The sequence below is a fragment of the Kitasatospora sp. NPDC001660 genome (assembly GCF_053596725.1).
This window is the reverse complement of record NZ_JBSFGU010000054.1, coordinates 35646-48653: the sequence shown is the minus strand read 5'-3', so window position 1 is coordinate 48653 and position 13008 is coordinate 35646. Positions and strand designations below refer to the sequence as shown.

The 13008-nt window shown below is 69.7% G+C and carries 16 protein-coding genes; 7 read left to right on the top strand and 9 right to left on the bottom strand.

The annotated features are described in order from the left end of the window. Positions 1-273 precede the first annotated feature (273 nt). The 3 genes from ACWCXH_RS34350 to ACWCXH_RS34340 all read right to left on the bottom strand — a co-directional run bounded on the left by ACWCXH_RS34350 (position 274) and on the right by ACWCXH_RS34340 (position 2861). The gene (locus tag ACWCXH_RS34350) at positions 274-969 is read right to left on the bottom strand and encodes a helix-turn-helix domain-containing protein (RefSeq protein ID WP_449805435.1); all 696 of its coding nucleotides are present in this window, start codon (positions 967-969) and stop codon (positions 274-276) included. Between the two features lie 69 nt (positions 970-1038). After that, the gene (locus ACWCXH_RS34345) at positions 1039-1713 is read right to left on the bottom strand and encodes a LuxR C-terminal-related transcriptional regulator (protein ID WP_449805434.1); all 675 of its coding nucleotides are present in this window, start codon (positions 1711-1713) and stop codon (positions 1039-1041) included. Then, a complete protein-coding gene (locus ACWCXH_RS34340; protein ID WP_449805433.1) occupies positions 1701-2861 on the bottom strand; it encodes a sensor histidine kinase in 1161 nt (386 codons plus the stop codon). Before ACWCXH_RS34340 ends, ACWCXH_RS34345 begins: the two co-directional genes overlap by 13 nt. On the opposite strand from ACWCXH_RS34340, the gene ACWCXH_RS34335 reads away from it, so the two are divergent. The 3 genes from ACWCXH_RS34335 to ACWCXH_RS34325 are packed head-to-tail and all read left to right on the top strand — an operon-like array spanning position 2830 to position 4326. Beyond that, positions 2830-3966, top strand: a complete 1137-nt coding sequence (locus ACWCXH_RS34335; protein ID WP_449805432.1) for a CPBP family intramembrane glutamic endopeptidase — start codon at positions 2830-2832, stop codon at positions 3964-3966. The genes ACWCXH_RS34340 and ACWCXH_RS34335 overlap by 32 nt on opposite strands. Then, positions 3956-4177 (top strand): hypothetical protein, encoded by a 222-nt coding sequence (locus ACWCXH_RS34330; RefSeq protein WP_449805431.1) that lies wholly within the window; start codon positions 3956-3958, stop codon positions 4175-4177. Before ACWCXH_RS34335 ends, ACWCXH_RS34330 begins: the two co-directional genes overlap by 11 nt. Further along, positions 4162-4326, top strand: coding sequence for a hypothetical protein (locus tag ACWCXH_RS34325; RefSeq protein WP_449805430.1), 165 nt, complete (start codon positions 4162-4164; stop codon positions 4324-4326). Before ACWCXH_RS34330 ends, ACWCXH_RS34325 begins: the two co-directional genes overlap by 16 nt. 195 nt (positions 4327-4521) lie before the next feature. Here the strand turns inward: ACWCXH_RS34325 and ACWCXH_RS34320 are convergent, their stop codons facing one another. Further along, on the bottom strand, positions 4522-5121 hold the full coding sequence (locus tag ACWCXH_RS34320; RefSeq protein WP_449805429.1) for a hypothetical protein: 600 nt from the start codon (positions 5119-5121) through the stop codon (positions 4522-4524). Positions 5122-5166: 45 nt separating this feature from the next. Between ACWCXH_RS34320 and ACWCXH_RS34315 the strand changes: the two genes are divergently transcribed. Together ACWCXH_RS34315 and ACWCXH_RS34310 are read left to right on the top strand one after the other, a co-directional pair. Beyond that, positions 5167-5646, top strand: coding sequence for a hypothetical protein (locus ACWCXH_RS34315; RefSeq protein WP_449805428.1), 480 nt, complete (start codon positions 5167-5169; stop codon positions 5644-5646). A 359-nt stretch (positions 5647-6005) separates the two neighbouring features. Next, positions 6006-7166 carry an ISAs1 family transposase gene (locus ACWCXH_RS34310; protein WP_449805427.1) on the top strand — a complete coding sequence of 387 codons (1161 nt, stop codon included), beginning with the start codon at positions 6006-6008 and terminating at the stop codon, positions 7164-7166. Between the two features lie 176 nt (positions 7167-7342). Here the strand turns inward: ACWCXH_RS34310 and ACWCXH_RS34305 are convergent, their stop codons facing one another. Then, positions 7343-8833, bottom strand: a complete 1491-nt coding sequence (locus tag ACWCXH_RS34305; protein WP_449805426.1) for a carboxylesterase/lipase family protein — start codon at positions 8831-8833, stop codon at positions 7343-7345. A 108-nt stretch (positions 8834-8941) separates the two neighbouring features. Between ACWCXH_RS34305 and ACWCXH_RS34300 the strand changes: the two genes are divergently transcribed. Further along, a complete protein-coding gene (locus ACWCXH_RS34300; RefSeq protein ID WP_449805425.1) occupies positions 8942-9607 on the top strand; it encodes a TetR/AcrR family transcriptional regulator in 666 nt (221 codons plus the stop codon). A 320-nt stretch (positions 9608-9927) separates the two neighbouring features. On the opposite strand, the gene ACWCXH_RS34295 is transcribed toward ACWCXH_RS34300, so the two are convergent. Both ACWCXH_RS34295 and ACWCXH_RS34290 read right to left on the bottom strand, forming a co-directional pair. Continuing rightward, positions 9928-10326: a hypothetical protein gene (locus ACWCXH_RS34295; RefSeq protein WP_449805424.1), complete on the bottom strand. Its 399-nt coding sequence runs from the start codon at positions 10324-10326 to the stop codon at positions 9928-9930. A gap of 147 nt (positions 10327-10473) precedes the next feature. Continuing rightward, entirely contained in the window at positions 10474-10638 is a 165-nt protein-coding gene (locus ACWCXH_RS34290) for a hypothetical protein (protein ID WP_449805423.1), read from the bottom strand. Between the two features lie 956 nt (positions 10639-11594). On the opposite strand from ACWCXH_RS34290, the gene ACWCXH_RS34285 reads away from it, so the two are divergent. Continuing rightward, complete coding sequence (locus tag ACWCXH_RS34285) at positions 11595-11876, top strand: helix-turn-helix domain-containing protein (RefSeq protein WP_449805436.1); 282 nt, start codon at positions 11595-11597, stop codon at positions 11874-11876. Between the two features lie 271 nt (positions 11877-12147). Here the strand turns inward: ACWCXH_RS34285 and ACWCXH_RS34280 are convergent, their stop codons facing one another. Together ACWCXH_RS34280 and ACWCXH_RS34275 are read right to left on the bottom strand one after the other, a co-directional pair. After that, positions 12148-12585, bottom strand: a complete 438-nt coding sequence (locus tag ACWCXH_RS34280) for a hypothetical protein (RefSeq protein WP_449805422.1) — start codon at positions 12583-12585, stop codon at positions 12148-12150. Between the two features lie 86 nt (positions 12586-12671). Then, on the bottom strand, positions 12672-12902 hold the full coding sequence (locus ACWCXH_RS34275) for a hypothetical protein (protein ID WP_449805421.1): 231 nt from the start codon (positions 12900-12902) through the stop codon (positions 12672-12674). Positions 12903-13008: the final 106 nt, after the last annotated feature.

Genomic DNA, 13008 nt, shown 5'->3' with positions numbered 1-13008 from the left:
CGACATCTCGAAGCGTGGAGAACGGCCGCCTCCGCTGTCTCGGGAAGAACCGCAGATCAGCAGGTCGGGTGACCTGCGAGGTTAAACGTCAAGCTCAGAACTGTGACGGTGCTTTGTGCCGCAATGCCCCTATCGGGACACGTCCACCGGCCGATTCCGGTACGCGCGCCGCAAAGGGCCAGGAGCCGACAGTTCTACACCAAGGCAACGGGGCCAGTTGTCACACGGGTCAGACTCCCAGCCCTCCGCGGCACCCCATGATCCTCACAGTTGTCACACACCAGATGCACGTCGAGTTCGCGGGGCAGACAGCTTGAAGCCGTCCTGCAGGTGGGGCTTGAGGTCGAACTTCTTCCAGATCCGCCCGATGGTCGACTTCGACAGTCCGGTGCGCTTCGCCATCGAGGCCCGCGACCAGTGGGTGTCGCTGCCCGGTGTGGACTCCAGGGTTGCGACGATGACGTCTTCGACCTGGTCGAGCAGGATCGACGGCGGCCGGCCGGGCCGCGGCTCGTCCTGCAACCCGTCGAGGCGCTTGGCGATGAAGCGGGCCCGCCAGCGTTCCACGGTCGACTCGTCGACGCCCAGGTCCATCGCGGCCCGCTTGTTGGTCCCGCCCTCCGCGCACCGCAGCACGATCCTGGCCCGCAGGGCGAGGTACCGCGCGGTCTTCGCCCGCCTCGCCCAGCGCACCAACTGGTCCCGTTCGGTGTCGCTCAGGACCAGATCGGCCTTGGGTCGGCCGATGCGGCCCGCATCCTGCAGGCCGGCCAGCCCCTCGGCCGCGAACTTACGGCGCCACTTGCCCACCGTCTTGGCCTGAACGTCAACATGCCTTGCAGCACTGGCATTCGACATGCCGTCAGCGCAGGCCAGGATGATCCTGGCCCGCTCGGCAGCTCTCCGATCCCACGATGCCGCCCGACGCACCAACTCGGCACGCTCGTCCTCGGACAGCGTGATCACCACAGCAGAAGGCCCAGGATGCGACACCAGAAAATGGTAGCAACTTACCTCTATGATTTGCGGCGCGTCACACTAGACAGCTTCTAATCCCGGACGGTGGGATTGGCGCTGGGGGGCACCGAGGTAGGTAAGAACTGCGAGGACGCGCCGGTCGCCGCTGTCCTCAGGGGGGAGGTCGAGCTTCACGAAAATGTTTCCGACGTGCTTGTGCACGGCCCGCTCGGTGACCACGAGGCGATCGGCGATCTCAGAGTTCCCGTATCCCTGGGCCATCATCGCGAGTACTTCGCGTTCGCGCTCGGTGAGCCGCGAGAGAGGGTTGCCGCGCGTCGCGAGCAGCTGCCGGACCACGTCGGGGTCCAGCGCCGTGCCGCCGGTCGCCACCCGGTGCAGCGCCTCAAGGAAGTCGTCGACGCGGGCGACTCGGTCCTTGAGCAGGTAGCCGACGCCGGTTCCATCGGCCAGTAGCTCTCGGGCGTAGGTGTCTTCGACATACTGGGAGAGCACGAGGATCGGCAGGCCGGGAACATGTTCTCTGGCGCGCAGCGCGGCCCTGATGCCTTCGTCGGTGAAAGACGGAGGGAGGCGAACGTCCACCACGGCCACGTCCGGCCGGTGGGCGACAGCGGCTATCACGAAGGACTCGGCGTCCTCGGTCGTGGCGAGCACCTCGTTCCCCAGGGCCTCCAGCATCGCGGAAAGTCCCTGTGCGAGCAGCGCGTTGTCCTCGGCGATCAGGATTCGCACGGGCACTCCACGGTGATCACTGTGGGCCCGCCGGGCGGGCTCTGCACCCGTAGCACGCCGTCGACTGCCTCGATGCGCTGCCGCATGCCGCGTAACCCGGTGCCGCGGCCCTCGGCTGCCCCGCCTCGGCCGTCGTCGGTGATCTCCGCGCGGACCGTGCCGCCGGTCCTGGTCAGGGTGGCCGACACGCAACCGGCATGGCCGTGCTTGGCCGCGTTGGTGAGCGCCTCGGTGATGGCGAAGTACACGGCGACCTCGATCTGCGCCGGTACGTCGCCGAGTTCGCCGAGTTCCACGGTGGCGGGGATCGGACAACGGGCGACCACCGCCGAGACCGCGCCGGCGAGGCCCCGGTCGGCGAGAATCGGCGGGTAGACGGAGCGCAGCACGTCGCGCAGCTCGGCCATCGCCTCCTCGGCGCCCTCCCGCGCCCGGGCCAACAGCGGGCCCACCGCCGTAGGGTCGGAGCCGAGCGTCCGCTCGGCGAGTCCGAGTTGCATGGCAAGGGCCACAAGCCGGGCCTGGGTGCCGTCGTGCAGGTCCCGCTCGATGCGGCGCAGCTCGTTGCCGTGTGCGTTGATTGCCCCGGTTCGCGTCCGGTCCAGCGTCGACACGCGTTCGGCGAGGATCGCGGCGGCCGAGGGGGCGAGCAGCCATCGGCTCACAGACGCCGCCAGCCTGGCCAGCAGGGGCGGGCCGAACAGGGCGAGCAGCACGCTCAGCAGGAACTGAGGCCCTCCGGCGTAGACCGCGGATCCCCAGCTGTCGATCGGGAGGTTCAGGATCAGCTTGATCGGCTCGTTCGCGGGGAACAGCCACCACAGGCCTACGAGCACGAGTACGGCCGCGGGGAACAGGAACAGCGCCACGCCGATGAGCCCGAGCAGGGTGCCGGCGACCGCCATGCCGGGCGCCCAACGCAGGTCGCGGCCGGTCGCCGGGTCCGACAGCACTGTCATCAGGCGCCTTCGCGCGTGCGGTCCGGCCGGTGTCGTGGATGTCGCCGCCCACCGTCCCAGCCGGTCGCGTTCGCCGTCGGCCAGCCAGCGCAGCAGCCGGAGCTCGTGCGGCAGGATGAGCAGACCCACGCCGACCAGACAGAGCACGGCCGAGTACATGAGCACGGGCACCAGCACGATCAGGGTCAATCCGCGGACGAACACGGCCGCGCAGTACCCTGCGGCATGGGCCGAACGTGCCGCGCTCACTCGCGTCATCGATAACTTGTTCACGGCGGCCAGTTTTCCCCTCTTCGGCCTCCCGGTGCAGTGGAGCGCGCTACACCATTGGTCGGCGAGCCTGCACGATCGCCCCGGTCACCCCGCGGTTCGTAGCGTCACGGCCATGAAGCGAACGAACACCCCGGGTAGCTCGTGCTCAGATCTCATCCCGTTCCTGTCGATCAGCTTTGTCGGAGCGTGGATCACCATGATCCCACTCTGGCTCGACGGCCTCCGTCGGACGAGCGCCGCGCAGGGGACCCCGCGGCTCGCGGCGCTGTGCATGATCCTCATGATGCTGGTGCCGGCACTGACCGCTTTCGGTCTCACCGCGCGCTGCCGAGGGCCCCGCCAAGCCGTGCGGGTCCTCGGACTCGCCAGGGCCACACCGGGGCGGCACGAAGTCCACTCCGCCGCGATCGCACTCATGATCCCGCTCGGCCTCACCGCCGCCGGTCTGACCGTGGCCACACTCGCCGGCTGGTACACCCCCGCGCATCTGCCCGGGCCCGCCACGGTCGCGCCGCTCGTGCTGAGCGCGCTGATGTCCATTCCGCTGTACTTCGGCGAGGAACTCGGCTGGCAGGGCTACCTGCTGCCCCGGTTGCTACGCTACGGCAGGACCCGCGGCCTACTGATCGGCGGCGCGATCTGGGGGGCGTGGCACGTCCCGATGACCGCGCTCGGCGGAAGCTACCCCGGCCATTCGGTGCTGCTGGGCATACCCGTCGCCGTGGTGACCGCCATGCTGCTCGGAACGGTGATCGCTACCGTCCGGCTGGCCACCAGGTCGGTGTGGGCGGCCGTCGCGGCACACCTGTCGCTCAACGAGTTCGCGCTGCCGTTGACCCGTCACGTCTCGGGCCACCTCGTCGACCCGATGCTTGCTGGGCCGCTGAGCATCTCAACCTGGCCGGTGAGCGCTCTCGCCGTGCTGGGCACCTGGCTGGCCTACCGACGGCGCGCTGGGCGCCATGCGCCTGGCGACGGCGCCGCCTCGCGCGGACTGGGTGCGGTCCGCAGTGGCGACTGACCAGAAGGCGCTAACGGACCTGAGCACCGACGGTGAGAAGCTGCGTTCGAACCCGGGGCAGGCGCCGTGGCGGACGACGTCGAGCGGGGTGCTGCGGTCGGTGGCGGTGCCGCCGCCGACCGCGGGGGTGTGGATGCTACGCCAGGCCGACCTGGTCGAGCGGGAGCTCCTGGGACGGGACGTCGTCCCGGGCATGTGGCCCACCAGCTGATCGAGACGTACGACCACACCTATTGCCGGGTGTTCACCGCCGTCGAGGAACAGGTCCGCAAAGACGTCGCCGCCGGCCATCGACACCTCGCCAAGGCCGAGATGCAGCAAGCCGCGTACTCCCGCCGCCGCGGGCACATCGCGCCGTAGACCCCCGCCTTGTGCCGAGCGTCCAGGAACGGAGCGCAGGCGGCCGGGCCCCGGCGGAACACCCCCTGTTTCCCAGGACCCGGCCGCCTGCGCCTCACCGGCCCGGTGCCTGGGGCTGGGACAGACCTGAGACACCCATGTCCCAACACCGTCCCAACGTGCCCGCAATGTCCGTTTTGCTGGGACGGTCTCATCTCACTTCCCAGGTGACAGAGTTTCGCCTCGGCGCCTGGAACTAACGACAGTCCCCGGCCTGACCTGCGGGCAGAACCGTTCGGTTGCTCGTGCGTCGCCGGTCAGCGCGTACCGGCGGCACGCGAGCAGCTCTTCGGCGCTGCTGCCGATCTCCTCGCCCAGGACGTGGAGGACCTCCTCGGCGTCCCGCTCGGCGACGTATCCGGGTACGGCCTGAAGGGCGAGCAGCCCGAGTTCGCGCTTGATGTGCAGGTGATCTTGGTGTGCCTCGCGGCCCTGGGCGGCCAGCGTCCGCCACATCTCGACCGGGTACCCGTCCGGGCCCGGCTCGCTCTCCAGCTCGGCGGCCGGCACGTCCGGCCGCTCGCGCAGCTCGGTCACCGCCGCCGTGACCGCCGCGCTGATCCGGCCCGGCTCCAGCTGCGCGCTGCCGACCTCGGTGCGGGCCTGCGCCAGGCGCTCGGCGACCAGGTCCGCGAGCTCCGCCGCCGGATGCTGGAGCGGATCGGCATCTGGGGCGACGACGCCGGCCAGGCCGACGACGACCAAGGCGACGGTTCCGCCTCGCGAGGCGAAACCGCCGACGAGGACCAGGAGCACCTTGTCCCGGCGGGATCAGCCGCCGCCGAACCGACCCCGCCGGTCGTGCTCCCCCACCAGCGGGACGACGACCCGCTGCGCCCGCCGCCGGAGCCGTACCTGCGCGGCCTGGGCCGCTACGACCTGATTGCGCGGCGCCGCAGGCAGAGCAAGGCCAAGGACTCGGCCGCTCACGACGAGCAGAAGGTCCGTGATGCAGCTCGTAACTTCTTCGCACTCGCCCGCCGCCACAACGCGCCCCTGTTCCGGCTCTACTCCGTGATCAGGGACCAAGAGCCGGGATCCAGATACACCCGGACCGAGCACGAGTGCGTGGTCGCGTGCGACTGGGGCAGCGGCGAGCAAAGCAGCGCCACCTCGTGTTGGGCGGTCACGGCCGACAACTCGTTCTTCACCCCGGTGAGCGTGAGCGAGTCCTGGCGTCCGCGACTCCGGGACAATCGGGTGGTGACAACGGAGTGGTCCTGGGGGGACTGGTCCAGAGCTACGCCCACCTGGGGGCCGCTACAGCGAGTCGAATGCTGACCACTTCGTGAAAGGGTTCGTTGCCGCGGCGTCGGCGTTGTTGGCGCCGGTCAAGTCGGCGAACGGAATGCGGACAGGGCTGCAGGCACGGCCCGCCCGCTAATGACCCGTGGTGGACAGTCCGGCTTATCCACGCCAAGCGCTGGCCCAAAGAGAAGCGGGACGCTGGACAGGGCTGCGTCGTTCTCGCGCTCTGTCCGGGTTGATAGTTGATCAGGTAGGTCGCGGTGGTTCGCGGCTGGCTGCCCGGTGGTGACACGGTTGCAGGCACGGCTTCCGGTGATCATGAGGTGTCGAGTCCCTGATCACCACGACGGAAGACCGTGCCCGCCCTCTCATCATCGCTCATCCCCGCCGGCTTGGGTCAGTTGGCCGCTGCCGCACCGTTGCCGCCCGATGGCCATCCCGGGCTGGTGGCCCGTCTGGCCACCGTGCCCGATCCTCGTCGGAGGGGGCGGCGCCATTCCCTCGTCTTCGTGTTGGCGCTGGCCGCCTGCGCGGTGCTCGCCGGGGCCAAATCCTTAACCGCGATCGCGGAGTGGGCCGCTGACGCCTCACCCCACCTGCTGATCCGTCTCGGTGGCGCCTGCCGGGAACCGGACATCGGACCGATCGCCCCGGCCGAAGCCACCGCGCGGGGCGTGCTCCAGCGCGTGGACGGCGACGCACTGGACGCGGCGATCGGCTCCTGGCTGGCCGACCGAGACCGTTCCGCCGACCGCGACCGGGCGGATACGGCCGCTCCCGCGCTCGCCGTGGACGGCAAGACCGTACGCGGTGCGGTCCGCGCCGACGGCCCCCAGGTCCACCTGCTGTCCGCGATGAGCGGACGCGGCCTGGTCCTGGCCCAGCACGAGGTGAATGCCAAAACCAACGAAATCACCGTCTTCCAGCCCCTGCTCACGCCGCTCGACCTGACCGGCACCGTGGTCACCTTCGACGCGATGCATACCCAGACCGACCACGCCCGCTTCCTGGTGGAAGACAAGAGCGCGCACTACATCGCGCTGGTCAAGGGCAACCACCCCACGCTGCACCGGCTGCTGAAGACCCTGCCGTGGAAGGAGGTGCCGTTGCTGGACAAGACCCGCGCCACCGCCCACGGGCGCGATGAGATCCGGCGGATGAAGACCGCGACTGTGGCCAAGCCGCCTTTCCCGCACGCCGCCCAGGCCCTGCAGGTCGTGCGCCGCCGACGCATCGTGACCACCGGCAAGGTCAGCCTCGAACGCGTCTACGCCGTCACCAGCCTGAGTGCAGATCAGGCGGACGCGGGCGAGATCGCCCGGCGAGTGCGGGACCATTGGGGCATCGAGAACAAGATCCACCATGTCAGGGACGTCACCTACGGCGAGGACGCCTCCCGCGTGCGCCACGGGAACGCTCCCCGCGCCATGACCACCCTGCGCAACCTGGCCATCGGCGCACTTCGACTGGCCGACCGCAACAACATCGCCGCCGGCCTACGCCACCACGCACGCGATGCCACCCGCCCGCTCATCACGCTCGGCATCACGTGAACAAACCGGACACTCCGCCAGAACGATGCAGCCTGGGGCCGCGACCAGCAGGGCGGGTCCACCGCCGCCGTTGAGAAGCGTGCCGAGGCAAGCGGTGGCAACGGCGGGCGGGCGCAGCAGGGGTCAGCGGGTCGTGGCCGTCTTCGGCACCGCACCACCGCGTTCTGTGGCCTGTCCTACACGAGATCGAAGGGAGCTGGGGCGCGGCCCTTCCAGATTCGGCGGGAGGCCTGTTCGGGGTAGGGCAGGGTCTTCGAGTCGGCGTCCAGGACGCGTGTGTGCTGCTGGTCGGGGTGGTAGGCGGCCCATCCGGGGGCACCGGTGGTGGCGAAACCGACCCACGCCTGCTGGAGTTCCCGCGACACGGCGATGGCCTCGGGGGCGGGCTGGTCGCCGAGGAGTTGTCGCCCGGTGGGGCTGTCCAGCGTGCCGAACGCCAGTGGGACGTCGAGGCTGTGGCAGGCGCCCAGGACTCCTCCCAAGGCCGGTGAGGCCAGTCGCAACTCGAACAGGAACGAGGTGCCGCCGGCTGCGGCGTTCGCCTCGGCCAACAGCATTGAGGGCATCCGGAAGACGGCGTCGGAATAAACCGTTTCCAGCAACTCCTCAGGGGTGGCGTGCGGGTGGGCTGCACGGTAGGCGTCCGCACCGTCCGGTGCCGGGGCAAACAGCTCCAGGGCAGTACGGGCGTCCTGCTCGGTGAACTTGCCCAGCCGTCCGAACATGACGCTGAACAGCCGGAACTCATCGCGGGTATGGCCGGCGAGGAGTTCGATCCCGCTCGCGCGGCCACTGGTCAGTGCGGACCAGGGCGTTTCGGCGAGGACTTCGCCGTCGACCACGGGGCAGATGGCGACCCCGGTCCCGGAGAGCCGTCCCCAGCTCTCGCGGTAACCGTGGAGGTCAGCGCTGAGGGCGGTGACTCCTTCGGCCAGGCGCCAGGGATCGACGTCGGCCAAGGCTGCGGCCGTGGGCACCGTGCCGAGCCGGTCCGCGAGCGCGGCGGCGACCTGCTGTGCCAGTGCGCGAGTGCAGTGCAGGCCTGGTACCGAGTGGGTGATGGCCCGCCGGAACAGGCCGCGCGCCGGCTTCATCGCCAGCAGGGCGGCGACCGACCCCGCCCCGGAAGACTGCCCGGCGACCGTGACCTGGTCAGGGTCGCCTCCGAAGGAGGCGATGTTCCGCCGCACCCACTGCAACGCCGCGATCTGGTCGAGGAATCCGCGGTTCGGCGGGGTACCCTCCAGGAGCGCGAAACCCTCGGCGCCCACCCGGTAGTTGATGCTCACCACGACGAGCCTGGACTCGGCCAGCGCCGCCGGGTCGAATATCGGGTCGCTCGAGTCCGCCGCCATGTAGCCGCCACCGGGGATCCACACCAGCACCGGCAGCCCCGCAGCTCCAGGGTCCGGGGTGCAGACGTTGAGCGTCAACCAGTCCGTGCCGTCCGGCGAACTCGTGTGAACCGGCCCGGACTGCGGTACCACCGGTCCGAACTCGACCGCCTGCCTCGTCCCTTCCCAGGGGCGAGGCGGGGCGGGTGCCGCGAAACGGAGCGTTCCCACCGGCGGCTCCGCGTAGGGGATGCCGCGGAACACCGCGTGCCCCCGCCGCCAGCGGCCCTCCACCACACCCTCCGCAGTACGCACCGTCGGCTGTTCAGGCATGTCGCTTCTTCCCCCCATAGGCTTCCAGGCTTTATAGGTCAGACGTATTATTTCAGTCGGCTGTATTATGTCAACAGTATTGGAACGAATCCCACGGAGTAGCCGCCGATGCCGAAGCAGGTGGATCACCGCGAACGCCGCGAAACGATCGCGCGAGCGCTGTGGCGGGTGGTGGAGCAGCGCGGCGTGGTGCATCTGACCATGCGCGAGGTCGCGCAGGAGGCTGGCATCTCCCTCGGGCAACTGCAGCACTACTTCGGCTCCCGGGAGGCGATGCTCTCCTTCGCCATGGACTTCGCGTCCGAGCAGGCCTCGTTGCGCGTCGGCCAGGGCCTCGCGGAGCTCGGCGACCGGCCGCACCCCCGTGACGTGCTCCGAGTGATGCTCACGGAGATGCTTCCCCTGCATGCCGACGCTCGCGCGACTAGCCGGATGAGTGCCGCCTTCGTCCTGGAGGCGTTGCACAACGAGAGCTTTCACGCCCGAGCACGCGACGGGATGGTCCAAGGACGCGCCATGGTCGAGCAGTTGGTCCGACAGGCGATCACGGACGGGCACATCGACCCCGACCGCGACCCGGTGGCCGAGACCAATCTGCTTCTCGCCCTCACCGGCTTCACCACCCTCATCGAACTGGACGTGATCGAGCCTCGGGACGTGCTCACCGCTGTCGATCAGCACCTGGACAGACTGTTCACCGCAGACGATCGACACTCCGGAGGCGGAAGGAGCGAAGCAGCCGGTGACGAGCATTCGCGTCCCGGTGCGGCATGAGCCCCGCGCTCCGTGGCTCCACCTGATCGCCACCGGCCTCCACCACCAGACGCGCGACGCCATCTGAATGGTGGCCGTTCTCGGCATCACGTGATCAAACCGGACAAACTCGCTGAACGACGCCGTCCTGCCCCATCGCCGCACCGCCGGATCTCTGCCAGGCCAGCCACATCACCGCCAGCGCGTACAGCCGGTCACCGAAGACCGACGCCGTCTGCGCGCCCCACAGGAGAAGAAGGAGCCGGGGGTCGGCGGCGGGCTGTGCAAAGAGAACGCTCTTGGGGTCCGACTGTTGGCTACCCGCGCAGGTCCGCGGGATCTCACAGCTCGGGGGCCCCGGGATAGGTGGGGATGTCGTAGCCCTGGTCGCGAAGCCACTGGCAGGTCACCGCGGCACGGTAACCGCTGTCGAAGGAGGGAAAGGACTCGTCAGCCTTCTCCGGCGGCGGGGAGGTTTTCTCGCCGTGCTCCATTCTCTCGACCACGGCGTCGGCGATCCGGGCTGCCGTGTCGCCACCGAGGTCACGTTTGTCCCGCCAGCGGGTCAATTTGTCCTTGGCCTGCCGGGCTAGGCGGGCATTTTCGGTGGCGTGCTCCGAGCCGACTGCGGCCACCGCCGCCTCATTGGCCGATCGCAGCCATTGGCCCAGGCAGTCGGTGATGACCTGCTGGGCGAAGGCGGCCCGCCACTCTTCCCGCTGCTGATAGTCATCCGTCATACCTGCAGCCTACCGAGAAAGGGAAACCGGTCAGGCCCCTCCTATATTGATTTTCGAGCTCGTTCGAGAATCGTCGCCACCGCCATCCCGTTTCCCGTGCGGGGCGGTCCGACCGGGACAGGTCATGCCGGAACCAGGCCCGGCGGTTCAGGCGGGCTGCTGTGGGGTGCGAGCCGGGCGCTCGCCGTGGATGAGGGCGTCGCGCAGGGCGTACAGGCCGGTGATGGTGGCCTGTTCGGCGAAGCGGGCCAGCAGCCGGCGGATGGTGCGGTCGTCGCTGTCCCGCACGGCCTCCGTGATCGCTTCGATCAAGGCCCTCTGTCCGTCCCGGACCGTCTCCGGTGCCACGCGCGCTGGGTGTCCCACTGCAGCCTCCCTGCGCGGTGCTGCTTGCTCGCGTCCGCGCGCGGCGGCAGCTCGGGGGGTGCCGCCGCCGCGCGAGGGAAGGTTACCTCACTCCCGGCCATCCCAAAATCTATGCGCGCCGGAGTAGACATTGCTCGCGGGCGGGTCTAACGTTTCTCTCGTAGACAGCAGTCGGCGATACCGGCCAGACACGAACTGGCCGGGGTTGTTGGACAGAGATCGCAGTTCGGTCCGGCAGTGGAGTTCCGAAGCCAGGCAGGTGCAGGACGGCGACGGGACTGGCTGCCGGACCGGGCGGCCCGCAGGTACCGGGGGCCGCCACCAGCGGCACCGAGCAGTACGCAGTTCAGTGAGTGCAGTACCGGCAGTCGTGAGACAGGCAGGACCTCGGCAAAGGCGCCCAGACTGCGGGCGCGCGTGCCGAGGGGTCCCGGGCAGTGGAGTTCAAGGCCACCGCCGGTGCAGTACGGCCGGCGTGACCGAGCTGCCGGACCGGGTGGGCCCCGACGGCCACCGACCAGTAGTACGCAGTTCAGCAGGTGCAGTACCGGCAGTACGAAATGACAGTTCAGTACAGAGGATGAACGGAGGGCGCAAGCGCCATCAGGATCGCCCGGCCCGTGAACACTCGCCCGGGCGGACACCGCAGACCCCAACGCAAGGACGGTGGTTTCCGGTCACGCATACGCGATCCCCGCACACCCCCTCCCCGGGGCAGTGCGGAAGTAACAGGACCGGCCCAGGCCGGTAGATGGTGTTGTTCCCCTTCGGGGCCCCGGAGCCGACACGGCCCCGGGGCCCCTCGACGCGTTCTCCCCGAGAACCAGAGAGGTGTAGTGACTACAACGGCCAGCCCCGACACACCCGACAAACTCGACGACGACGACTACCCCGCCTACACCATGGGCCGCGCCGCCGAGATGACCGGCACCACCCCCGGCTTCCTGCGAGCCCTCGGCGAACACCGCCTCATCACCCCACTGCGCTCCGACGGCGGCCACCGCCGCTACTCCCGCTACCAGCTACGGATCGCCATGCGTGCCCGCGACCTCGTCGGCCAGGGCACCCCCATCGAGGCCGCCTGCCGGATCGTCATCCTCGAAGACCAACTCGAAGAAGCCCTGCGCCTCAACGAACAACTCCGCCGCGCCCAGCACGACCGGGAGCCCACCGCGGACACCTGACCGGACCGGCAAGCTGGCCTACTGCCGCAGGCGGAGCCTATGGACAGATTCTGCAGGTCAAAGCCCTGTTCAGTGGCTGATCGATGGGTTTAGCATTCCCGGCACGGCGGCCCGACCACAGCACCACCGGGCCGCCGGCCAGCGCAGCCACGCCGTGACCCCGGCGCGGCTGGCCTCCCATCGGCCGGGCCCCGCGGAACGTTCCCCCGTCGTTCCCCGGGACCCGGCCGCCTGCGCTCCGTTCCTGGACGCCCGGACGAAAGGCACGGGTCTACGGGGCGGTGTGCCTGCGGCGGCGGGAGCGTGCGGCCTGCTGCATCTCGGCGTCGGCCAGGTGTCGGCGGCCAGCGGCGAGGTCTTGGCGCACCTGTTCCTCGACGGCGGTGAACACGCTGTAGTAGGTCCGGTCGTATGCCTCGATTAGCTGGTAGGTCCACATGCCCGGGATGACGTCCCGGCCCAGGAGCTCCCGCTCGACCAGGCCGGCCTGCTTCTCGTGCCCGGCCTGGCGCGGCATCCGCACCGCCGTGGCGAGCATCCGGTCGGGGCCGCCGGTCATGTGGTGCACCGCGTACAGGTGACCGCGGGCCCGCTCGGTGTACTCCAAGGCTTTCGTCAGCATCCCCAGCGCCTCGACCGTGGCGTCGTCCACTCCGGGCGGCCGGCGGTGCGTCTCGTCCGGCTCCTCGGTCCCGACGTCATCTGTCACCGATGCCTCCCGACGTGCTCGCCCGACCCCTTTCACCGTCGTCCGGCCCGGGAGCAGGCGCATGCGGGAGAGGGCCGACCGGCGGGTCAGGCCGCCGGTTCCTGCGCGGTGTCCGGGCGGGCGGCCTGCTTGAGCTTCATCTCAGCCTTGTGCCGGTTTCCCACCTCGGCCCAGTGCGAGTGGGAGTACAGCTCGGCGCCGACTTCGGCGAACGCGGTCCGCTTCTCCTCGGTCGGGTCGGCGGCCCAGTCGGCCTCGGCGGTGTACCAGCGGCGCTGGAGTTCGAGCAGGTCAGCGGGGAAAACGGTGTCGGACACCGGCCCATCGTAGGTCGCACACCCGTGCGGTCGGCGCCACGGCACCCCGGGCCGGGACGAGTGGCGGGGGCGATGCTGACCAGAACGCCCCCACGGACCAGCCCGG

Excerpts from the sequence above, each read along its gene's own strand:
- ACWCXH_RS34285 (WP_449805436.1), top strand. The coding sequence starts at position 11,595 with ATGGGCCGCGCCGCCGAGATGACCGGCACCACCCCCGGCTTCCTGCGA.
- ACWCXH_RS34300 (WP_449805425.1), top strand. The coding sequence starts at position 8,942 with ATGCCGAAGCAGGTGGATCACCGCGAACGCCGCGAAACGATCGCGCGA.
- ACWCXH_RS34295 (WP_449805424.1), bottom strand. The coding sequence starts at position 10,326 with ATGACGGATGACTATCAGCAGCGGGAAGAGTGGCGGGCCGCCTTCGCC.
- ACWCXH_RS34305 (WP_449805426.1), bottom strand. The coding sequence starts at position 8,833 with ATGCCTGAACAGCCGACGGTGCGTACTGCGGAGGGTGTGGTGGAGGGC.
- ACWCXH_RS34335 (WP_449805432.1), top strand. The coding sequence starts at position 2,830 with ATGAGCACGGGCACCAGCACGATCAGGGTCAATCCGCGGACGAACACG.